The sequence below is a fragment of the Thermomonospora umbrina genome (assembly GCF_003386555.1).
Taxonomy (GTDB): domain Bacteria; phylum Actinomycetota; class Actinomycetes; order Streptosporangiales; family Streptosporangiaceae; genus Thermomonospora; species Thermomonospora umbrina.
Genome location: NZ_QTTT01000001.1, coordinates 2217460 through 2239791 on the forward strand (window position 1 = coordinate 2217460; position 22332 = coordinate 2239791).

Below are 22332 nucleotides of genomic sequence, written 5' to 3' on the forward strand. Positions count from 1 at the left end.
ACAGGGAATCGGGCAATGATCATCCATAGGAGAACGTTCTCCGCCGTCGCGGCGTTGCTGCTCGCACTCGGCCTGGCCGTGGGGCTCCCCCCCGAACGGGCCGGGGCCCAGGAGGGCGGCACGGAGCTGGGGATCGGCATGTATCCCCGGGCGATCAGGCTGCAGAGCAGCGGCGCGGCCAACGGCCGGATCCTGGTCGCCGTCAACGTCGGCGGCGTCAAGACCGCCGTGATCCGGGAGAGCAGGGACGGCGGCAGGACCTTCACCGAGGTCGGCCACATCGGGGACGACCTCGTGGCGGCGGACGGCGGCATGTGCTGCGGCACGCTCTACGAGCTGCCCCGCGCGGTCGACGGGATGCCCGCGGGCACCCTGCTGTGGGCCGCCTCGGTCGGCTCACGGCGGGACACGATGGCGATCCGCGTCTACCGGAGCCAGGACCAGGGCCGGACGTGGACGAGGATGAGCGACGTCGTCAGCGGGTTCCCCCGACCCGGCGGCTCGGGCGGCACCGGGGAGACCGGGGTCTGGGAGCCGGAGTTCACCGTCGGCGCCGGCGGTGACCTGGTGGTGTTCTACTCCGAGGAGTTCCAGAAGGACCACCAGAACATCATCAAGAAGCGGCTGTCCGGCGGGGCCTGGGGCGAACGCGGCGTCATCCTGAGCCCGAACTCCGGGCGGGGCCGCCAGCCCGGCATGCCGGTCGTGCGCCGGCTGCCCGGCGGCAGGTACTTCATGGTCTACGAGATGTGCAACGGGGACGAGCGGTGCGGTCTCTTCTCGCAGACCTCACCCGACGGATGGGACTGGGGCACCGACCCCGACGCCGCCGGCACGGAGATCGTCAGCGGCGCCGGACGGACGCTCGCCGGCACCCCGGGGCTCGCCTGGAGCCCCTCCACCGACCCCGACGGCGTCCTGCTCGTCGTCGGCAAGGTCCTGCGCAACGCCGACGGCACCATCGCCAAGAACGCGGGCAGCGGCACGACGGTCTTCGCCTCACCGCAGAACGGCTCGGGCCGGTGGCACGAGATGCGCGCCCCGGTGGGGGTGCCGCTGTCCTGGCAGCCGCATCCCGACCTCAACGGCGACGGCGAGCCGGACGGCGACCCCTGCCCCAACTACAGCTCCGCGCTGCTGCCCGCGTCCGACGGGCTGTCGTTGTTCGAGGTCGCCACGGCGCGCCGGAACGACGACCCGCTCCAGCCGTGCGTCGCCTACACCGGGACGGGCGGGATCCTCCGCGTCGCGCCGGCCGGCACGACGCACGTTCCGGTGAGCGGCGGTGCCCGTGAGCCGGGGCAGGCGTTCCTGCACAAGGCCCAGCAGCACGTCTTCGCCCGCAACACCGCCGGTGGTCTGCGGCACTGGTTCCTCACCCCCGGCGGGGACGTCAACCGGGACACCTGGACGTCCGGCGTCGTGGGCGCCCCGGTCGCGGTCGCCCTCGACGAGACCCAGCACGCCTTCGCCCGGACCACGGACGGTCGGCTCAAGCACTCGTCCTGGCACCCGGTCACCGGACGCGCCGACGAGCTGCTGGGGTCGGGCATCGCGGGGGACCCCGCCGCCATCGTGTACGGCAACGACCTGCACGCCTTCGCCGTCGACGGCTCGGGCGCCCTGCAGCACTGGTCCTGGGATCCCGAGAACGGCCTGCGCCAGGACACCTGGGGCCAGGGCGTTCGGGGCCGTCCCGCCGTGCTCGCCTACGGGAACTCCCTGCACGCGTTCGCCCGCGGTCAGGACGGCAGGCTGCGGCACTGGTGGTGGAACGCGACCGACGGGGTGCGGGGCGAGACCTGGAGCGTCAGCGCGCGGACCATGGGCTCCGACCCCGCCGCCGTCACCCTCGGCTCCCAGCTCAACGTCTTCGCCGTGGACGACACGGGTCATCTGCGGCGCTGGCACCGGAGGCCGACGGACACCGCCGTCATGGAGGGCCAGTGGGGCCCGAACTTCACCGTCGCCGGGCGTCCGACGGCCCTGGTGAGCGGGGCCGCGCTCGACGAGCTGCACGTGTTCGTCCGCGCCTCCGCCGGCGGAAGGGTCGAGCACTGGTGGCGGCAGGACGTCGACAACGCCCCCGTCCCCCACGACACGTGGGGCGAGGGCGTCGTCTCCGACCCGACCGCGATGAGGATCGGCGACGAGACCTGCCTGTTCGGCACCGACACGGCAGGGGTCCTGCGCAGTTGGTGCCGTACGCAGGGGGACGGCGGCGTCGAGGGCTTCCGCAACTGGGGAGGCTGACCTGAGCCGCGGCGGAGCGGGGCCGGAGGCGACCGGCTCCGCCCCGCCGCGCGTTCACGCCGAGGGTCGCCGCCCGCCTTGGGCGGCCGGGTGGCCCGTCCACTCGTGGGCGAGCAGGGAGAACAGCAGGGAGTCGCGCCAGGTGCCCCGGGTGTAGCGGTGGTGGCGGACGCGGCCCTCGTACGTGCCGCCGAGCTTGGTGACCAGGGCTATCGCGGCGGCGTTGTCCGGGCTCAGGGTGGCGGCGAGCCGGTGCAGGCCCAGGTCGCCGAACGCGAAGTCGATGAGGGCGGCCCCGGCGTCGGTGGCCAGGCCGTTGCCGTGCCGGTCCGCGCTCAGGACGAAGGTGAACTTGGCGGACCAGCTCTCCTTGAGCCTGATCGACGCGTAGCCGATCACCGTGTCCTCGTCCCGGCCGGTCACGGCGAGGTGGTAGTCGGATCGGGGAACGAGGGTGGCACGTTCCAGCGCCCGGGCGACGAGCGCCTCCGACTCCTTGCGCGTCTGGGTGCCGATGGCCAGCGGCCGGGTCACGGAGTCGTCGCCGAGGATCGACGCGAGCGCCTCCACGTCATCGCTCCGAAGTTCCCGCAGGACCGTACGAACGCCGACGATACGAACCGGGTACACCTGCTCGCCTCCTCGCTGGGCGCCGCCCTGGAGTGCCCGCACATGACGCCGGGCGCCGTTCTGCGTCAGAGCCGTTCGGTGGGGCCGGTGTGACCGGTGAGCTCTGTGGGGCGGACCCACTTCAGCATGTCAGAGCCCAAGAATCACTAACCGTAGCGGAAAGACTACAGTTTTCCGGGGCGGCGAGGGGGCCGGAAGTCGAGGCGTTCGGGGGGCGGGCCGAGGTTCGGCGCGGGCGGATCGGCCTCGGCCGGGCCCGGCCGGTCCTCCGGGCTCCACGAGGGGGTGGGGACGGCGGGGGGCAGGGCCTGGCGGGTGTCCGGCTCGGGCACCGGCGCGCCGAAGGCGGGTGGGGGGCCCGAGGGTCCGGAGGGCGCCTCGGGCGCCTGCTCGGACTGGCGGAGGAACTCCTCGAACTCCACCGAGTGGGCCGTCGGCAGGGTGATGATGCCGGGGTTGGCGTCCACCATGAGGATGCGCCGGCCGCCGGCGGTGGCATGGGTGAAGATCATGGCGGTGGGCGGCAGCTCCTGGAGCCGGTGGGGCTCCACCAGCAGCTCGCGGGAGCTCTGCCGCCGCTCGGTCGCCGGGATGGTGCGGCCCCAGCCCGTCGAGCCGCTGATGCCCGCGACCAGGTCGGCGTCGTCGGCGGCGGGCGCGGGCAGCGGCGTCCACACCGGGTCGGTCAGGGCGTCCCCGCGGACCCGCGCGTAGGCCACGGTGCTGGCGTAGCCCGCGCCGGTCGGGTCGGGGGGCGCCAGATCGCCGGCGGCGCACGCGGTGTCGGTGATCTCGGCGATCCGCAGGCGACGCCCTGCGCCGATGTGCTCGGCCGCCACCCGGGCGTCGTCGGCGTTGCCGAGGCGCATGAACCCGACGGCGGCGTGACCCCGGCGGCCGAGGCGCTCGCGCACGTGCGGAGGTATCGAGCGGTAGAGCAGGACCAGGCCCGTGCCGGTCGTCTCACAGGCGTCGATCAGCCGGTCGAGGACGTCGCCGCGCAGCTTCTCCGCACCGCACAGGAACACGGTGTGCTCCCAGCGGCGGGCGGGCGGGGCGTTGCGGATCCGGTGGGTGAGCGCGGTGGCGACGTACGTGCCGAGGATCCGGTTGGTGAGCACCCCGGCGCGTCGGTCCATCGAGACCACGTGGAGCCGGGACGGCGGCAGCCGCACGGGGTCGACGCCGAGCCGTTCGAGCTTGCGGAGCTGGGCCTCCAGCGCCCAGGCGCGGCGGATCACGATGCGGTCGGTGGCGCCGCGCCCGTACATGGTGGTGACGCGGGCGAGCTGCTCGTCGTCGAGCAGACCGCGGCGCAGGTCGTCGCGGGGGTCGCCGACCTGGGCCAGGGCGCGCAGGGCGGCGGTGATCTGCGGGATGGTGGCGGTCCCGCCGAACACCCCGGAGATGATCCGCTCCAGGATCGAGTTGTCGAACGACAGGTCGCCGGTGGTGGCCTCGTCCTCGCCGGCCCCGACGGCCAGGGACAGTACGTCGGCGAGCGCCTCGGCGGTCAGCGCGCTGGTCAGGTCGAGCCGGGGCAGGTCGTTCGGCAGCACCCACACCAGCGGGTCGTCGCCCCGGTCGGCGGCCAGTTTCACCAGGTCGTGGGCGACCGCGCCCTCCGACAGGTCCAGCACGGTGAGCCGGGCGCCGACGGCCAGCCGGGCCGCGCCCATGGTGGTGACGGCGGCCGACCAGCCGGCCAGCGTGCCGCCGACCACGTCCACCCGGTCGACGCCGGGCGGCACCGCGACCGGGTACCACTCGCGCTGGCCGTCGTACTCCCGACGGCGCCTCTCCCACTCGCGGTAGGCGGCGGCGTGCTCCTCCTGGGCGGCGAACAGCCTGCGGCGGCGGGCGTCGCGCTCGCGCTCGTAGCGTTCGCGCTCCTGTTTGAGGCGGGCGCGGACGACCCGTTCGCCCTGCCAGATCGAGTAGCCGGTGATGCCGAGCACGGCCGCGCAGGCCAGCAGGCCCACGCCGGCGAACCGCCACGGGATCAGGCCCAGCACGCCGCACACCAGGAACAGTCCCGCGCCGACGCCGGTGCCCACCGCGGTCACCTTGACCGGGCGGTAGAAGAGCAGGTTCCGGTCGCGGGGGTGCACCTGGTGCAGCGGGTCGGGGCCCTCCTCCTCGGACGGCCTCGGCCGCCGCGGCGGCGGCCCCGGGTCGGGGTGGACCTGCGCGTAACGCCAGCCCACATAGACGCGGTCGGGTTGTATTAACCGCGTGGTCGCGGACCCGCTCGTCACGTCCGTCACGTCAGAGCCCCAGGGGGATGAGCACTGTGTTGCTTCGGCGGGGTGGCATGGGCACTCGCTGGTCGGGGTTCGTACCCCTACAGACTAAGGAGGAACGCCCGGATCCGCTCAAGGTTCAACCGAACATCACAACCGATAGGCGACCTCGAACGACATTTCGGGCGAGCCGCCTCCCATGATCACCTGTGTCGATGATCGGTAAACCCCCGACCGGCCCCACACGTCACTCTTCGTGGGCATGAGCGGAAGGATCGCCCATCCCCCATTAAACTCGCCCGGGGCGGACACGTCCGAGGAGATCGTCCCGTCTTGCTCGGTTGCGCCGCCGCAGCCACCAACCGGAACAGGACGGCGATGACCGCAGCAAGCCCCACCTCCGAGATCGCGCCGGGGCCCCCCGGCGCACCCGGCTCCCCGCCCGACCGGCGTGAGCGAGGCGGCCGGGTCGCCTCGACGCTGACGCACCCGGCGGTCGTGGCGGTGCTCACCTGGGCGATCGTCTCCCCGGTGGCCGCGCTGCTGCCCGGCCTCGCCGACGCCAACCCGTTCCGGCAACAGGACGCCCACATCCCGCTGGCGATCGGCGGGGTCATCGCCTGCGCGGTCGCCGCGCTGGCCCTGCGCGGGCGGACCGCGGTGGTCTCCGGGCTGGCCGCCGGGCTGTTCGCGGCGTACACCGTGCTCGTCATGCGCACCGCCCTGCACGGCACGCCGTTCGCGTTCGAGGGCACCTGGAGCGACACGGGACGGCTGTCGGCCATGGCCACCCGGTACACCAGCACCTGGGGGACCAGCGACGGCATCGTCGCCGGGGTGCCCGCGGAGTACCCGCCGCTCTTCCCGTACCTGATCGGCAAGGCGTCGCTGCTGCTGGACGTGCCGGCCTGGCGACTGCTCCAGCCCGCCATGATCATCGCCACGTCGGCCGCCGTGGTGGCCTCCTTCTGTCTGTGGGTCCGGCTGGTCGCCGCCCCGGTGGCGTTGGCGATCAGCGCGCTGACGCTGCTGGCCTTCCCCGCGCCCACCAAGTCCTATGAGCTGGTCGCCCTGGCGGTCACGGTCCCGTGGCTGCTGATGACGGTGGCCCGGCCCGAGCGGGGCAAGTTGCACTGGCTGCCCGCCGGGCTCATCGGGGCCCTGCTCTTCCAGTGGTACTTCGCCTATCTCGTCTACTCGGCCCCGGGGGTGCTCGCGCTGGCGTGGATCGTCTGGCGGGCGGCCGACGACCGCAAGGAGTACCTGCTCCACCTCGCCAAGGTCGTCGGCATCGTCGCGGTGCTCTCCGCCTGGTTCCTGGTGCCCTACCTGGGGGCGATGCTCACCGGCGGTCAGCAGGTCGCCGACATGTGGGACGCGCCGCAGGCGTCCGACAACCCGCTGCCCTTCCTGAGCCCGACGCCCTTGGGCGTGGCGCAGCTCGTGGGCCTGGCCGGGCTGGTGCTGTACCGACGCTCGACCTGGTGGGCCACCCCCATGCTGCTCATCCTGCTGGGCACCTACGCCTACCGTGTGCTCAACATGCTGCGCTGGGTGACGACCGGGCACACCGGCCTGTACTACTACGCCGACCACCTGATCACCGGATGCCTGCTCATGGCGGCGGCGCTGACCGCGGCGACCGCGGCCCCCCAGATCGCCGCGAGGCTGTCGCGGCCCGCGCCCCGCGGCGCCGGGGTGGCGACGCTCACCGCGCTGTTCGTCTTCGCCGGCTTCGCCTGCTGGTCGGCCTGGATGCCGGCCAACCGGTGGATCCCGCAGAGCGACAACGTCGCGCTGCCCGACTTCGGATCGAGCAGCGGGTTCTCCCGGACCACCCGGCAGGCCCACGTCCAGAAGCTGCCCGATCTGAGCACCCCCCGGTTCGCCGCCGAGGCCGCCGAGGCCGGGCGTCGGTCCGCGATGGTGCCGGTCCAGCGCATCCAGCGGGAGGTCGAACGCGTCTACGGCCCCGGCGCGACACCCCGCACGCTGTCCTACGACGAGCAGCTCTACTCCTTCCTGCCGTGGAAGGGGTACGTCAGCCAGATGCGGACGGCCGCCGCGGCGCCGGCCCGCTTCGACGAGCGGTACGCGGAGGTGCGGCGGCTGGCGGCCGTCGTCGACGCCCGGCGGTTCGCCGAGCAGTCACGGCGCACCCGGTTCGGCCCGATCGACGTCTTCGTGCTGCGCTACGAGGGCACGGACATCATCTTCCGGGCGCTGCAGACGACCACCACGGCCCGCTTCTCGCCGCAGCAGTTCGACCGGAGCAGGTTCATCGTGTTCGAGAACCTGCCCAACCAGACGTTCCTGGCCATCCGCAGGCCGGCCTAGCGGCCGGGGGCGGCCCGCCGCACCATGAGGGTCAGCGAGCCGCCCCGGTACCGCCAGACGCCGGACCGCCGGAGACCCGAGGCGGTGACGGCGGTCCAGCGGTCCCGGGCGGTCGAGGGGTCGGACGCGTTCCGCAGGCTCCGGTCGTTCATCACCCAGACGCGGTTCACGCCGCTCAGCCGCGACCGCAGGACCGACGGGGACGCGTCCACGCCCTTGAGGTCCCCCGCGGTCACCGGGTCCGTCTCCAGCGTGAGGTCGGCCAGCGGCCGGTACGCGTCGGGATAGGCCGCCGCGTCCCATCGCAGGATCGGGTCGAGGAACACGATGCCGTCCCCGGGACGGGCGTGCAGTCGCAGCACGTCCGCGGCGGCGCGCAGGTCGTCCGGGCGGCTGTCCTGCTCGCGGAGGTCCCGCTGGAGCGGCACGGTCAGCACCGTGACCAGCGCCAGCACCCCGACGACCGCCGGGCGGTTGCGGCGCGCCAGCCAGGCGAGGCCCGCACCGACCGCCAGCGCCATCGCCGGCAGGCAGAACGTCACGTAGCGCTGCAGAAAGACCGGCCTGGCCAGCGAGAACAGCAGCAGCGTCGCCGGCGGCAGGACGAGCCACGGGAGCACCACGGGTGTCAGCACGCCCCGCCGTACGGCGGCGGCCACGAGCCCGGCGACGGCGAGCGCCATCACGATCGGCGGCAGCGGCGGCCCGCCGGACAGGAACCGCACCAGCGCGAGCAGGGTCCGGCCGTTCGGCGCGGTGATCCAGCTCACCTGATCCTGCTGGGCCCGCGCCGCCCACGCCAAGGCGCCCACCGCCACGACGGCCACCGAGGCCGCCGCCGCCCAGGAACGCCAGAGCGCCGCGTCCGACCCGTTCCGCCCGTTCGGATCACGCCGCCGGCTCAGCCAGAACAGGGTGACGCCGTGCGCCGGGATCAGCAGCGCCGCGTACAGGTGGAGGGTCCCCAGCAGGACGACGGCCAGGCCGTAGCCCGCGAACCAGCGCCGCCGCCGACCGTCGACCCCACGGACCAGCAGGTACGTGGCCAGCACCGCCACCAGGGTCACCAGCGCCGGCGACCTGGCCTCCTGCGCGAACCGGGTCACCGTCGAACAACCGGCGAACACCGACCCGGACAGCAGACCCGTGACCGGATCGGCGCAGCGACGCCCCAGCGCGGCGACCCCCGCCGCCGCCCCGGCCATCGCGAGCGCGCTCGGCATCCGCAGGGCGACCTCGCCGGTGCCGAAGACCGCCGCCCAGGGCTTGAGGAGCAGGTAGTAGCAGGCATGGACGAGGTCGAGGGTGTCGAACACCCGGACCATCTCGCCCACCGACCGGCGGGTCATGCCGACCGTCGCGGCCTCGTCCAGCCAGAACGAGGCGCCGGAGATCCCCGTCACCGAGATCGCCAGGGTGAGCAGCGCGGGGATCAGCGGAACGCTCCAGTACGCCGCCCGGCCCGCCGGGGCCCGCCCGGTGTCAGCCATCATGGGAGCCGGTGTCCGGATCCGCGACCCCCGCCTCCCTCAGGAACCCCTCCGTCGGCGCGGGCCCGGTCAGCAGGCCGTCCTTCACCCCTCGGCCCAGGGCGCGCCGGAGCGTCGCCCGGTCGGAGGAGCGGGCGAAGGTCCGCGCCCAGCGCCGCGCCGTCGACCCCGCGTACAGCACCCGCTCGGTCGGGGCCAGCCCACGGCTCCGGGTGAACAGCCAGACCTTGTTGCGGACCTCGTAGAAGAACCGGTCACCGGGATCGGCGTCCGTGGACCCGAACGTCCGCGTCTTGTGCTCGACGACGCTCTGCGGGCACCACAGGCCCACCCGGTCGCGCAGCAGCCGGGTGGTGAACTCGAAGTCGTCGTTCCAGAGGAAGTAGCCGGCGAGGGGCAGGCCGCGTTCGCGCACCAACGGCGCGTCCACCAGCACCGAGACGAACGAGGCCGAGCGGATCGGCACGCAGCCCAGCGTCGCCGCGGCCTCCCGTTCCGCGGCGGTGGCGCGCGGCTTGGGGCGCGGCGTGTTCATCGGGTGGTCGCGGCCGTCGGTCCACAGCACCCTGCTGGCCACCAGCGCGGGCCGCTCCGCCGATCGCTCCCGCACGTCCAGCAACGCCCGCAGGGCGTCCGGCCGGGGAACGGTGTCGTCGTCCAGCAGCCAGACGGCGTCCGCCCGGTGCTCCAGAGCGCGCGCGACACCGATCGCGAAACCGCCCGCCCCGCCCGTGTTGCGCGCCAGCACGATCAGGTCCACGTCGGGGAACCGGGTCGCGACCAGGTCCGCGCTGCCGTCGGAGGAGGCGTTGTCCACCACCACCACCAGGTCGGGCGGCCGTGTCTGCCCCAGCAGCGCCGTCAGCGCCTCGACGAGCAGCTCCCTGCGGTCGTAGGTGACGACGACCGCCACCACCCGATCGGCGTCGGCCATCAGCTCGGCAACCGCCGGGTCGCGCGACGCAGCCCCGGGGACGGCGTGGCGGCGGCCTGCAGCAGTCTGGACATGTTCTCGCGCACCTGGGCCAGCTCGTCGTGCAGATGGGCCAGGCCGATCTGGTCGTGCGCGGCGGACAGCCGGAGCAGCAGCCCGGTGACCACGGCCGTGGACATGTCGAGGAGCTCGGCGTCGGACACCTCGCCGGGGAGCGGCGCATGGGAGCTGTCGCGCAGCGGCTCCAGCTCGCCGAGGTCCCCCACCACGCCGTAACCGGCCTTGCGCAGCCCCTCGACCAGCTCCCTGGACCGGTCGTCCAGCCACGTGTAGTGCCGGTCGGGCAGCCTCATGGGGATGGAGCCGGACCACTCCCGCAGGGTGGGGCCGATGATGTGGTCCCGGATGATCGTCTCGTAGTCGCCGCCCAGCGCGGGGGCCACCTTCTCGTTCAACCGTCGCAGCAGCGCCATCTCCAGGACGCCGAGCGGTCGGGCCTCGTCCATGCCGATCAGGTCGCAGGAGGCGGGGTCGATGCCGATCAGCCCGCAGTACCGCCGCCACAGCAGGCCGGGGGCCTCACCGGGGGGCGGGAGGGTGAGCACGTGGATCCGGTCGGCCGGCACCGCCGACTCCCAGGTCTTCAGGACCCGGCCGGGATCGTGCAGCCCCCAGAACATCTCCCCGTAGGGCGCCGGCGCGCCGATGCCGAGGGTCACCAGATCGTCGATGAAGCGCTCGAAGGTGATGGTGTGGGCGTGCTTGACCTGCTCCTGCCAGTCCAGGACGAGCTGCCAGCCCAGGTCGCGGGTGATGAAGACCACGTGCACGTCCGCGGGCTGCAGGCTCTCGACGGCGTGCGCGACCTGCTCCGCGGTGGCGCCGCCGAGCAGCTCCTGCGAGATCACCACCGTGTCGCCCTTCCACCTGCGGGCGCGGCCGGAGATCCGGTCCCAGGCGCCCTTCCAGGCGGGGTCGCGGCGGCCGCCCCACGTCATGTCGCGCAGGTCCATCACGCCGGCGAAGTGCTCGAGCGGGCCCTCGACCGGGTAGCCGACCCCCTGGTCGGCCAGCCGCCGCCGGTTGGTCCACAGCACGCGCTGCAGGTAGGCGGCGCCCGCCGAGGGGGCTCCGACGTGCAGGTAAACGGTCTTCTTGCCGGTCGTGGAGTCGTCCACTGGCTGCTCACTCCATGGTCTGGATCATCTGGTCGTCGTGCCGCGGGCGTGGAGGGCCCGCCGTGGCCTCAGGCCCGGTCGCCGCCCTCGGCGGACTGCCGGGTCTCCTGCACCCTCCAGTAGGCGCGCCGCAGCCGCATGACGGTCGGATACCGCTCGCTGAGCGTGCGGACGGCGCGCTTGACCGCGGGGGCCGAGTCGTGGGCCATCCTCGAGGTGATCTCGCGGAGGACGACCGCGTCGGCGCGCAGCCGGGCGGTCTGGTCCCGGACCGACTCCGTCGCGTTGGGCACGGTCCTGGTCTGGTCGCGCAGGTCGCGCATGTGGACCGCCAGCGCGGCGATGGCGTCCACGGACACGTCCAGCATCTCCGCGTGCCTCGGCTCGTCGGGATCGAGCCACTCGCCCTTCGGGGGCGGTCCGGGGATCAGCTCGTCCAGATCGCCCACCACCCGGTATCCGGCGGTGCGCAGGGTCTCGACCATCCGGGTGCCCCGCCGGGTCGCCCAGCGATGGTCGGCCTCGCTCATCGTGATCTTCAGCGGGTCGGGCCGTCGGGTGAGCACCTGCTGGGCGAGGTCGAGCTTGACGATGTTGTTGTAGACGAGCCAGGGGACCCGCTCGTCGATCTCGGTGTTGACCCGCCGCAGGAACTGGGTCTCCGCGAGGCCCAACGACGGGTTGGCGAACGTCTTCGAGGGGTCGCAGGACTCCGGGTCCAGCCCGAGGGCCTCGCAGAACCGCCGCCACAACAGGTCCCGGGGGGCGCCGGGGCGGGGCAGCGTCACCACGTGCACCCGGTCGGGGGGAAGGTCGGCGCTCCAGCGCGCCAGGACGTCCGCCGCGTCCTGCAGGCCCCAGAACAGCCGGGCGACCTCGAAGGACTGCCACTGGGCCCGGCCCAACGAGCTCACGAACTCCTGGAAGGTGACCGTGAACCGGTTCTTGACGTCCTCCTGCCAGTGCGCCGGGATCTGTCTGGCCAGGTCGCGGGCCGTGAAGAGGATGTGCACCTCGGCGAACGACAGGTCCCTGAGCGCCCGGGCGACGACCTCGGGGGCGGCGGGGGCGAACAGCTCCTGAGAGATGATCACCGTTCCGTCCCAGTCGCGGGCCTCGTCCACCAGCTCGCGCCAGGCGCCCCGGGTGGTCGGGTCGCTCGCCCCCGGGAAGAAGACCTTGCGCAGGTCGAACGCGGCGCGCACGTGGGCGGCCGAGTCACGGCCCGGATACAGCACGCCGTGCTCGCGGAGCCGGCGCCGGTTGTCCCACAGCACGTTCTGCAGGTACGTCGTTCCGCTCTTGGCCGCCCCGACGTGGAGGAAGACCACCGGCCTGGACTTCCCCGGCGGCGGACCGGCAGGGCTTGACACCACCACGAACCTCATTCCGGACGCTCGGACGACCCGGCGATCAGGACCGGTGGGTGCGCGTGTCCGACATGTCCCATCCCGACCGGCCGACCTGCCGAATCAGGGAGTATGGCATACGCACCCGTTCTACGGCGGGTATCTTATCTGCGCATACCTCCGCCTAAGTCCGGTTGTTTCCGCTGTCATCTCCCATGGATCGTCTCCCCGAGTTCCCCGAGGTCCCCGAGTCCCCCGAGGCGCGCGCCCCTCGCCCGGCGTGCGGGCGTCCCCGGCGGACGCGGGCCGGATCGGCGGCCGGGCCCGCGCGCCCCGAACTCGTCCACCTGCTCAGAGGATGTTCGTGAACGTAGATCTTGTAGTGGTCGGATCCGGTTTCTTCGGGCTCACCGTGGCCGAGCGCTGCGCCGCCGAGATGGGGCTGCGCGTGCTGGTCATCGACCGCCGCGACCACATCGGCGGCAACGCCTACAGCGAGGCCGAGCCCGAGACCGGGATCGAGGTCCACCGCTACGGAGCCCACCTCTTCCACACCTCCAACGAGCGGGTGTGGGAGTACGTGAACCGGTTCACCCGGTTCACCGACTACCAGCACCGGGTCTACTCGACGTTCAAGGGCCGGGTCTACTCGATGCCGATCAACCTCGGCACCATCTGCGAGTACTTCGGTCGGGCGTTCTCCCCGGACGAGGCGCGGGCGCTCGTCGCCGAGCAGGCCGGGCAGGCCGCCGGCGAGCCGCGGAACCTCGAGGAGAAGGCGATCTCGCTGATCGGACGCCCGCTGTACGAGGCGTTCATCCGCGGCTACACGGCCAAGCAGTGGCAGACCGACCCCAAGGACCTGCCCGCCGAGATCATCACCCGGCTGCCGGTGCGGTACACGTTCGACAACCGCTACTTCAACGACACCCACGAGGGCCTGCCCGTCGACGGCTACACCGCGTGGCTGGAGCGGATGGCGGACCACCCCAACATCGAGGTGCGGCTGAACACCGACTTCTTCGACCTGCGCGACGAGGTGGTCGGCAACGTCCCGGTCGTCTACACCGGCCCCCTCGACCGCTACTTCGATCACGCCGAGGGCGAGCTGGGGTGGCGCACGCTCGACTTCGAGATGGAGGTCAAGCCCACCGGCGACTTCCAGGGCACCCCGGTGATGAACTACGCCGACGAGGACGTCCCCTACACGCGCATCCACGAGTTCCGGCATTTCCACCCGGAGCGCACGCACTACCCGACCGACCGAACGGTCATCATGCGAGAGTTCTCCCGCTTCGCACAGCGCGGCGACGAGCCGTACTATCCGATCAACACCGCCGACGACCGGCGGCGGATGCTGCGCTACCGGGAGATGTCCCGGCGGGAGCAGGGCGTGCTGTTCGGCGGACGGCTGGGGACCTACAAGTACCTCGACATGCACATGGCCATCGCGAGCGCGCTGAGCATGGTCGACAACCGGCTGCGCCCCCACTTCACCGAAGGGGCACGGCTCATCAGCGGAGGAGTGGACGAGTGACCGAGCAGCACGGCGCGGCCGACGAGCTGCGAGTACTGCAACGTGTCGTGATGCCCGTCGACCGGGACCTCGACGTGCTGAAGCTGTACATCGAAGGCGAGATCGTGCGCGGGGCCGAGGCCGTCGCCGAGGAGCGGGCCGCCGTCGACCCGGCCGACGCCGCATCGGCCGTCACCGCCGAGAGCGCGCGCGCGGGCCGCCGCAGCGTGGTGGTGCCCGTCGGTCAGCGGGTGTCCTTCGCCACCTACTTCAACGCGTTCCCCGCGAGCTACTGGCGGCGCTGGACGAACATCCAGGAGGTGGTGCTGCGGATCCGCGTGCGGGGCCAGGCCACCGTCATCGTCTACCGCACCAGCTCCAAGGGCCACATCCAGCGGGTCGACTCCCTGAAGGTCGACAGCGACACCTCGCACGAGCAGACGCTCCGGCTGTCGCTGGAGCCGTTCATCGACGGCGGCTGGTACTGGCTCGACATCATCGCGGGCGAGCGCACCGCCGTCCTCGAACGCGCCGACTGGTGCGCCGACGCCGGCACCACGAAACAGGGCCGCGTCAGCCTCGGCATCACGACCTACAACCGGCCGTCGTTCTGCGTCGACCAGTTGATCGCGCTCAGCGAGGCGCCCGACGTGCTGGAGATCGTGGACGAGATCCTGGTCGTGGACCAGGGCTCGCAGCGGATCGAGCACCATGAGAACTTCCCCCGGGCCGCCGCCGCGCTGGGCGACCGGCTCCGCGTCATCGACCAGGCCAACCTGGGCGGGTCCGGCGGGTTCGCGCGGGCCATGGACGAGACCGTGCGGGCCGGCCGCAGCGACTACGTGCTGCTGCTGGACGACGACGTGGTCACCGAGACCGAGGGCATCCTGCGCGCGGTCACCTTCGGCGACTACGCCCGCACCCCGACGATCGTCGGCGGCCACATGTTCAACCTCTTCGTCCGGTCGCAGTTGCACGCCTACGGCGAGACGATCGAGCGCTACCGCTGGTGGTGGAACGAGGCCCCGCACACCTGGCGCGAGCACGACTTCGCCGAGGAGGAGAAGAGCCTCCTCGAGACGACCTGGATGCACCGCCGGGTGGACGTCGACTACAACGGCTGGTGGATGTGCCTCATCCCGGTCGACGTGGTGAACAAGGTCGGGCTGTCGATGCCCATGTTCATCAAGTGGGACGACGCCGAGTACTGCGTCCGGGCGCAGAAGGCGGGATTCCCGACCGTGTCGCTGCCCGGCGTGGCCGCCTGGCACGTGCCGTGGCAGGACAAGGACGACGGCATCGACTGGCAGGCGTACTTCCACGAGCGCAACCGCCTGGTCACCGCGCTGCTCCACTCGCCCTACGAGCGCGGCGGGAACCTGGTCAAGGAGAGCTACATCATCTCGGTGAAGCACGCCCTGGCGATGCAGTACTCCACCGCCGAGCTGATGCTGTCCGCCATCGAGGACGTGCTGACCGGGCCGGCGCACATGCACGCGGAGATCGCCACCAAGGTGTCGGAGGTCCGGGCGCTCCGCGCCGGCTTCTCCGACGCCCGCAACCGCGGCGACGTGGACGAGTTCCCGCGGGTCCACCAGAGCCGGCCGCCGCGCCGGGGGCGCAACCCCAAGCCGCCGCGCGGCCGGGTCAAGGTGATCAAGAGCGCGCTGGCCGGCACGCTCAAGCAGATGCGCGCGGTGGACCGCGAGGCGCTGCAGCACCCGCAGGCGGCCGTCCCGCACATCGACCGGCACTGGGGGCTGCTGTCGCAGTTCGACAGCGCGCTGGTGTCCTCGGCCGACGGCGCGAACGTCGCCTGGTACCAGCGCGACCCGGCCCGGTTCAAGCAGATCATGGCCCGGACGACCCGGCTGCACGCCAGGCTCAGCCGGGAGTGGCCCCGGCTGAGCCGCGACTACCGCGCGGCCCAGGACGAGCTGGTCTCGCCGGAGGCGTGGCGCGCGACGTTCGGTTCGGCCGGGCCGGCCACGTAATGCCCACGACGGCGATCGCCCCCGGTGACCGGCTCCGGCCGCCCAACTCCGGGGGCGGGCTGCGTCAGGTCGCCCGGAACCGGTTCCTGCTGCGGCTGCTGGTGCGCCGGGAGCTGCGGTCGCGCTACAAGGGGTCGCTGTTGGGCCTCGGCTGGTCCTACGTGCGGCCCGCGGTGCACTTCTCGGTCTACTTCGCCGTGGTGGGCGTCTTCCTGGGGATGGACCGGCAGATCGAGCACTTCCCGATCTACCTGTTCTCCGGGATGGTGCTGGTCAACCTGTTCACCGAGACGCTGCACGCGGCGACCCGTTCGGTCACGGGCAACGCCCCGCTGATCCGGAAGGTGTTCCTGCCCCGGGAGCTGTTCCCGACCGCCTCGCTGCTGGTCTCGCTGGTGCACTTCGTGCCCGGTCTGGTGATCCTGCTGATCGGGGCGACCGTCAACGGCTGGCGGCCGTCGCCGCAGGCGTTGGGCGCGGCGGCGCTCGGGCTGTCCATCCTCGTGATCCTGGCGCTGGGGCTCGGCCTGCTGTGCGCGGCGGTCAACGTGTTCTTCCGGGATCTGGAGCAGGCGGTCGACATCTCCATGATCGTCGTCACCTGGTCGGTGCCGATGATCTACCCGTGGGCCCACGTGCGCACCCACGCCCCGGCCTGGGTCCTCGAGGTGTATCTGGCCAACCCGCTGGTCAGCGCGGTCACCATGTTCCAGCGGGCGTTCTGGTGGCCCGGCACGGACGAGACCTACGCGTTCCCGCCGGACATGTACGTCCACGGCGCGATCTCGCTGGCCGTCGCCGTGCTGGTCCTGCTCGCCGGTCGTCTGGTGTTCGCCCGGACCCAGAAGCGATTCGCCCAGGAGCTCTAGGTGTCCCCTTCGATCATCGTCGACTCGGTGAGCAAGCGCTTCACCCTGCGGCACGCCCGTTCCGTCAAGGAGATGACGGTGCGGGTGCTGCGCCGCGAGCCGTTGTCGGACTCGTTCATGGCGCTGGACGACGTCAGCCTGACCTTCGAGCCGGGCGAGACGGTGGCGCTGATGGGGCTCAACGGCTCCGGCAAGAGCACGCTGCTGAAAATGATCTCCGGTGTGCTGGTCCCGGACCAGGGCTCGGTGCTGGTGCGCGGCCGGGTCGCCGGGCTGCTCGACGTGGGCGCCGGGCTGCACCCGGAGCTGACCGGCCGGGAGAACGTGTACCTCAACGGCGCGATCCTGGGCATGACCGAGGCCGAGATCGACCGGCGGTTCGACGAGATCGTCGAGTTCTCCGAGGTCCGGCGGTTCCTCGACAACCAGGTGAAGTTCTACTCCTCGGGCATGTTCATGCGGCTGGCGTTCTCGATCGCCGCGCACACCGACCCCGACATCTTCCTGATCGACGAGGTGCTGGCCGTCGGCGACCCGCCGTTCCGGGAGAAGTGCCTGGAACGGATCCGGATGATGCGCGGCGAGGGCCGGACCATGGTCATCGTGGCGCACGACATCAAGATGCTCACCCGGCTGTGCGACCGCGGCGTCATGATGCGGCAGGGGCGGGTGACCTTCGACGGCGACGCCGTCGCGGCCGGCCGCCTGTGGCGGGAGGACCGCCAGGAGCGGCGGCTGACCTCGGGTCCGGCGCGCTGAGCCGCGCCCACGGCCCGGGGCCGCCGACGAGGTCAGGCGATCTCGATCCGGTCCACCTCCGCCTTGCGGGCGATGTGCCGCAGCCGGAGGACGTTCCAGCCGTCGCGGAACTCCCGGTGCACGGTGACCGCCACCCAACGGCCCGGCGCCGTCCTGCGGAAGGGGACGGTCGCGGCGGCGCCGCCGTTGACGGACAGCGCCGGACGCACCGGTCGTTCCGAGCGGTCGGCGTACACGATCCGGACCGAGTAGCGCCCCGCGCCCGGCGCGTACACGCGCAGCTCCAGCCAGTTCTCCCGGCCCCGGGCCGGACCGACGACCCGGCGGCCCGAGGCGCGGGGACGCCGGTACGCCTCCAGACCCGCGCCGCGCCGGCCGTGCTCGGCCTCGTAGGGCACCGCCGCCCCCCGGACGACCGGCCGGTCGCCCATCCAGCCGAGGTCGGCCGTGTACATGCCCCGAACGAGCCCGGTGTCGCCCTCGGCCCCCTTCAGGATGCCGTGGAAGACCAGAACCTGCCCGGTCTCCTCGGAGACCACGTCGACGCTGCCCGGCCCGACGATCCGGTCCCGGTAGTGACCGGTGGACTGTACGGGGGCGGCGCCCTTCACATAGGGCCCGCCGATCGACGTGGCCACCGCGTAACGGGTCTCGTAGGTGTCCTGGAAGTACCAGCCCGCGGCGTAGAACAGCACGTACTTGCCGTTCCGGCGGACGAGCTCGGGCGCCTCGACGAGAACGGGCTCCCGCGAGTCACGGGCGAGGATGCGGCGGGGCGGCCCGACGAGGCGGAGCGCGTCGGGCGTCAGTCGCTGCAGGAAGATGGCCGCCGGACGCTTGGCGTCATAGTGGCCGCGCGTCTTGTAGAGCAGGTACCGGGTGCCGTCGCCGTCCACGAAGGAGGCCGGGTCGATGGCGCCGCCCAGGTCGAGCGGGCACACCAGCGGACGGTCGCCGACCGGGACGAACGGTCCCTGCGGCGCGGTGGCGGTGGCGACGCCGATGCACTGCTTGTCCTGTCCGCGTCTGCGGGCCGCGAAGTAGAGGACGTACGTCGTCGTGCCGCCGTCCATGCGAACGATCACCTCGGGGGCCCAGGTCCGGCCGGCGACCGCCCAGCCGGGCAGGCGCGGAAGGCCGTCTCCGGCCAGCCTCTTCCATGGGCCGTTCACCGTGGGGGCGGTCGCGATGGGAAGTTCCGTCGGCCCGTCGTTGGTGGCGTAGGCGTAATACGTCGATCCGACCCGCAGCACCGTCGGATCGGGGAAGTTCGAGTCGATCACCGGACGGGTCGGCGAGTGCGCGACCCGTGGAACGGGCGGATCGGAGGTCGGGGTCGGGACGGGCGCGACCGTGGAGACGGAGGGTGTCGGCGTCGGCGACGGCAGCGCCACGGGGCGCCGCGCCGCCCGTCCGTCCAGCACGGTGGCGGCGACGGTCACGAACACCCCGGACGTCACACCTATGATCATGGAAACGGCGAAACCCGGCACCCGCATCTGACGTTTCCCCTCACCTTCGCCCGGCGGACGACGCGCACAAGGGGGATCTCACCGACCGATCAGAACAACTCCGTGAAGTCACTAGGCTTGCCCAGGAAGTGGACATCAAGGGAAGGCAGACATTGTTCCGGCGACGACTGAACCGACTGGCGGCCGGCTTCGGGATCGGACTCATGGCCCTGTCCGCGTGCGCCGACGGATCGCCGGCGGGCGCTCTGCGCGGCTCCGGCGAGGAGCGCGGGGCCCAACGACCGAACATCATTTTCGTCCTCACCGACGACCTGTCCACGGACCTGGTACCGCACATGCCGACCGTGCGCCGCATGCAGCGTACGGGAGTCACGTTCAGCAACTACTTCGCGACCAACTCGCTGTGCTGCCCGTCCCGCGCCACCATCTTCACCGGACGCTTCCCGCACAATACCGGCGTGGTCACCAACTATCCCCCGAACGGTGGCTACCAGGCGTTTCACGAGCGCGGCGGCGAGACGCGCAGCTACGCCAAGGCGCTGCAGGCCGCCGGATACCGTACCGCCCTGATGGGCAAGTACCTCAACGGCTATGAGCCCGCCGGCTCCGCCGCCGGCGCCGCCCGCGTCCCCCCCGGCTGGAGCGAATGGTATGTGGCCGGAGACGGCTACTCCGGTTTCAACTACACGCTCAGCGAGAACGGCAGGCGGGTGCGCTACGGATCGCGTCCGGGCGACTACATGACCGATGTTCTCTCCACCAAGGGAATACAGTTCATACAGCGTTCCAAGGCGGCCAAAAAGCCCTTCATGATGCAGGTCTCGCTGTTCACGCCGCACGGCCCGATCGTCCCCGCGCCCCGGCACGCCGGCGCCGTTCCCGCGCTGCGGGCGCCGCGGCCCCCGTCCTTCAACGAGCCCGACGTGTCCGACAAGCCGCGGTGGCTGCGCTCCCGTCCCGCGCTGAGCGGCAAGGGCGTCCAGTCGATCGACGAGAAGTTCCGCAAGCGGGTCCGCACCATGCTGTCGGTCGACGAGATGATCGCCCGGTTCCAGCGTCAGCTCGGCGCGCTCGGACTGGCCCGGAACACCTATCTGGTGTTCAGCTCCGACAACGGCTTCCACCTGGGCCAGCACCGGCTCCTCAGCGGGAAGATGACCGCGTTCGACACCGACATCCGGGTGCCGCTCATCGTGACGGGCCCGAACGTGCCGGCCGATCGCACCGTCAACCCGCTGACGCAGAACACCGACATCCACCCCACGCTGCTCAACCTGGCGGGCGTGCCCGTCCCGGCCGGGATCGACGGACGCGCCCTGACCCCGTGGATCCACGGGCGCGCCGTGCGGCCGTGGCGTTCGGCCGTCCTCGTCCAGCAGCGCAAGCACGACCTGGTGGCCTACGACCCCGACCGGCAGGGCCCCGCGGACGGCAACCCTCCGTCGTACTGGGCGCTGCGCCTGGCGAACAGCCTGTACGTCGAGTACGCCAACGGCGAGCGGGAGTACTACGACACGGCGAGGGACCCGCACCAGCTCCACAACCGGGCCCGCGCGCTCTCCCCGGCGAGGCTCCGGCAGTTGAGCGCGGCGCTGCGCGCCCTGAAGACCTGCTCCGGCGCCCGCTGCCGGACCGCCGACCAGGCCAGGTGATCGGGCGCGCGGCCGCGTCGGATCCACGCCGTATCAAAGGATTTTCATGCAACTCACCAGCGACGCCTTCGTCGTCCTGCTCACGGTGGCGGCGATCGCGACGGTCGCCCTCACGGTCTGGCTGACCCCCAAGGTCTCCGGATCGGGGATCAAGCACGTGCTGGCCCGACTCGGGGTGCTGGTCGCCTGTCAGTTCGTCATCGTGCTGGCGCTGGCCGTCGGCATCAACTCCTACTTCCTGTTCTACTCCACCTGGAACGACCTGCTCGGAACGACGAGCGGCCCGGTCAAGCTGGAGCGGGGACGCGGGACCGGAGCCCAGCCGGCCAAGCCGGTGGCCCGCAACGTCTCCGAGATGAACAAGGCGTCCGGCCTGCACGACCCGAAGACGGACGGCCGGATCGAGGAGATCACGATCCGCGGCGCCCGCACGGGGCTGAGCCTGGACGCCTACGTGTACCTCCCGCCGCAGTACTTCCAGCCGGAGTTCGCCGCCCGGCGCTTCCCCGTGGTGCTGACCCTCGCCGGCTACCCCGGCGACCCGCGCAACTTCATCGAGCGCCAGGAGCTGCCCAAGACCGCCAAGGACGACACCAAGGCGGGCCGGACGCAGCCGATGATCTACGTCATCACGCGCACCACCGTGGCGCCGCCGCGCGACACCGAGTGCACCGACGTGCCCAGCGGGCCGCAGGCCGAGACGTTCTTCGCCCAGGACGCCCCGGAGGTGCTCTCCGCGACCTACCGGCTGGCCGCCGATCACCGGGGCTGGGGCGTCCTCGGGCAGTCCACCGGCGGCTACTGCGCCGTCAAGCTCGCCATGCTGCACTCCGACCGGTACGCGGCCGGCGCGTCCCTGGGCGGCTACCTCAAGGCGGTGAAGGACGCCACGACGGGCGACCTCTACGGCGGCAGCAAGCTGGTCCGCAACGACAACGACCTGCTCTGGCGGCTGGAGCACCTGCCTCCCCCGCCGACCTCGATCCTGCTGGCGTCCAGCAAGGTCGAACGGGACTTCCCGCAGGCCCGCAAGTTCGCGTCCCTCGCCAAGCCGCCGCTGCGGGTCGACACGCTCTTCCCCGACGACGGCGGCCACAACTTCGGCACCTTCCGCCGACTCACCCCCGAGATCATGCGCTGGATGAGCGCGCAGCTCAAGGCCGGGTGATCCGGCCGGCCCCGCGATCGCCCCGATCCGTGCCGGTATCATCGGGTCGGCGGTCCCCGGGCGTCGTCACGCCATCGCGCCGCCGGGGAAGGGCGGGACCAGGGAGAGGGCGAGCGTGACCGACAGCGAGAGGCCGGACCATCCCGCCCCACCGCCGGAGGACCGGCCCACGGAGGGTCCGCCCGATCCCGACTTCCTCGCGCCGCCGCCCGTCCCGCAGTGGGCCCACGAGCCCGCCCCGCCTCCCCCGCCGCACTGGGCGCCGTCCGAGCACGCACCCGAAACACCCAACGCCCACTGGCCGCCCCCACCCGACAACGCCCCGAGCCAAGCGGCCTGGGCACCGCAACCCCCCGAGCTCCCTCCCCCACCCGGCGACGCCCAGGGCCAGGCAGCCTGGGCACCGCAACTTCCCGACGTTCCTCCCCCACCCGGCGACGCCCAGGGCCCAGCGGCATGGGGCCCACAGACCTCCCCGCCCGGCGACG

Annotated in this window: 15 protein-coding genes; 8 read left to right on the plus strand and 7 right to left on the minus strand. The window is 72.2% G+C overall.

Translation table 11 applies throughout. The features are described 5' to 3' along the window. Positions 1-15 precede the first annotated feature (15 nt). Entirely contained in the window at positions 16-2253 is a 2238-nt protein-coding gene (locus DFJ69_RS09680; RefSeq protein WP_170177594.1) for a hypothetical protein, read from the plus strand. 54 nt (positions 2254-2307) lie between these two features. Here DFJ69_RS09680 and DFJ69_RS09685 read toward each other — a convergent pair whose 3' ends face one another. Together DFJ69_RS09685 and DFJ69_RS09690 are read right to left on the minus strand one after the other, a co-directional pair. Further along, positions 2308-2883, minus strand: coding sequence for a GNAT family N-acetyltransferase (locus tag DFJ69_RS09685; RefSeq protein WP_170177595.1), 576 nt, complete (start codon positions 2881-2883; stop codon positions 2308-2310). Between the two features lie 164 nt (positions 2884-3047). Then, a complete protein-coding gene (locus DFJ69_RS09690; RefSeq protein WP_245974209.1) occupies positions 3048-5150 on the minus strand; it encodes a hypothetical protein in 2103 nt (700 codons plus the stop codon). 354 nt (positions 5151-5504) lie between these two features. Between DFJ69_RS09690 and DFJ69_RS09695 the strand changes: the two genes are divergently transcribed. Further along, positions 5505-7463: an arabinofuranosyltransferase gene (locus DFJ69_RS09695; RefSeq protein ID WP_116022173.1), complete on the plus strand. Its 1959-nt coding sequence runs from the start codon at positions 5505-5507 to the stop codon at positions 7461-7463. Here DFJ69_RS09695 and DFJ69_RS09700 read toward each other — a convergent pair. The 4 genes from DFJ69_RS09700 to DFJ69_RS09715 form a co-directional block, all read right to left on the minus strand. Next, positions 7460-8956: a glycosyltransferase family 39 protein gene (locus DFJ69_RS09700; RefSeq protein ID WP_116022174.1), complete on the minus strand. Its 1497-nt coding sequence runs from the start codon at positions 8954-8956 to the stop codon at positions 7460-7462. The two genes, DFJ69_RS09695 and DFJ69_RS09700, sit on opposite strands and share 4 nt — an antisense overlap. Beyond that, a complete protein-coding gene (locus DFJ69_RS09705) occupies positions 8946-9887 on the minus strand; it encodes a glycosyltransferase (protein WP_116022175.1) in 942 nt (313 codons plus the stop codon). The genes DFJ69_RS09700 and DFJ69_RS09705 overlap by 11 nt, the downstream gene beginning before the upstream one ends. Continuing rightward, complete coding sequence (locus DFJ69_RS09710; protein WP_116022176.1) at positions 9887-11065, minus strand: cytochrome P450 family protein; 1179 nt, start codon at positions 11063-11065, stop codon at positions 9887-9889. The genes DFJ69_RS09705 and DFJ69_RS09710 overlap by 1 nt, the downstream gene beginning before the upstream one ends. A gap of 68 nt (positions 11066-11133) precedes the next feature. After that, a complete protein-coding gene (locus DFJ69_RS09715; RefSeq protein WP_147312258.1) occupies positions 11134-12438 on the minus strand; it encodes a hypothetical protein in 1305 nt (434 codons plus the stop codon). A gap of 334 nt (positions 12439-12772) precedes the next feature. Here DFJ69_RS09715 and glf point away from each other — a divergent pair, with 334 nt between their 5' ends. The 4 genes from glf to DFJ69_RS09735 are packed head-to-tail and all read left to right on the plus strand — an operon-like array spanning position 12773 to position 17552. Continuing rightward, on the plus strand, positions 12773-13951 hold the full coding sequence (gene glf, locus DFJ69_RS09720) for a UDP-galactopyranose mutase (protein WP_116022178.1): 1179 nt from the start codon (positions 12773-12775) through the stop codon (positions 13949-13951). Next, positions 13948-15924, plus strand: coding sequence for a glycosyltransferase (locus DFJ69_RS09725; protein ID WP_245974210.1), 1977 nt, complete (start codon positions 13948-13950; stop codon positions 15922-15924). Before glf ends, DFJ69_RS09725 begins: the two co-directional genes overlap by 4 nt. After that, a complete protein-coding gene (locus tag DFJ69_RS09730; protein ID WP_116026523.1) occupies positions 15924-16793 on the plus strand; it encodes an ABC transporter permease in 870 nt (289 codons plus the stop codon). The genes DFJ69_RS09725 and DFJ69_RS09730 overlap by 1 nt, the downstream gene beginning before the upstream one ends. Next, positions 16794-17552 carry an ABC transporter ATP-binding protein gene (locus DFJ69_RS09735; protein ID WP_211328568.1) on the plus strand — a complete coding sequence of 253 codons (759 nt, stop codon included), beginning with the start codon at positions 16794-16796 and terminating at the stop codon, positions 17550-17552. A gap of 32 nt (positions 17553-17584) precedes the next feature. Here the strand turns inward: DFJ69_RS09735 and DFJ69_RS09740 are convergent, their stop codons facing one another. Then, positions 17585-19012 carry a family 43 glycosylhydrolase gene (locus tag DFJ69_RS09740; RefSeq protein WP_170177596.1) on the minus strand — a complete coding sequence of 476 codons (1428 nt, stop codon included), beginning with the start codon at positions 19010-19012 and terminating at the stop codon, positions 17585-17587. Positions 19013-19152: 140 nt separating this feature from the next. On the opposite strand from DFJ69_RS09740, the gene DFJ69_RS09745 reads away from it, so the two are divergent. Beyond that, entirely contained in the window at positions 19153-20676 is a 1524-nt protein-coding gene (locus tag DFJ69_RS09745) for a sulfatase family protein (RefSeq protein WP_116022180.1), read from the plus strand. A gap of 46 nt (positions 20677-20722) precedes the next feature. Then, positions 20723-21844, plus strand: a complete 1122-nt coding sequence (locus DFJ69_RS09750; RefSeq protein WP_116022181.1) for an alpha/beta hydrolase — start codon at positions 20723-20725, stop codon at positions 21842-21844. The last annotated feature ends 488 nt before the right edge of the window (positions 21845-22332 follow it).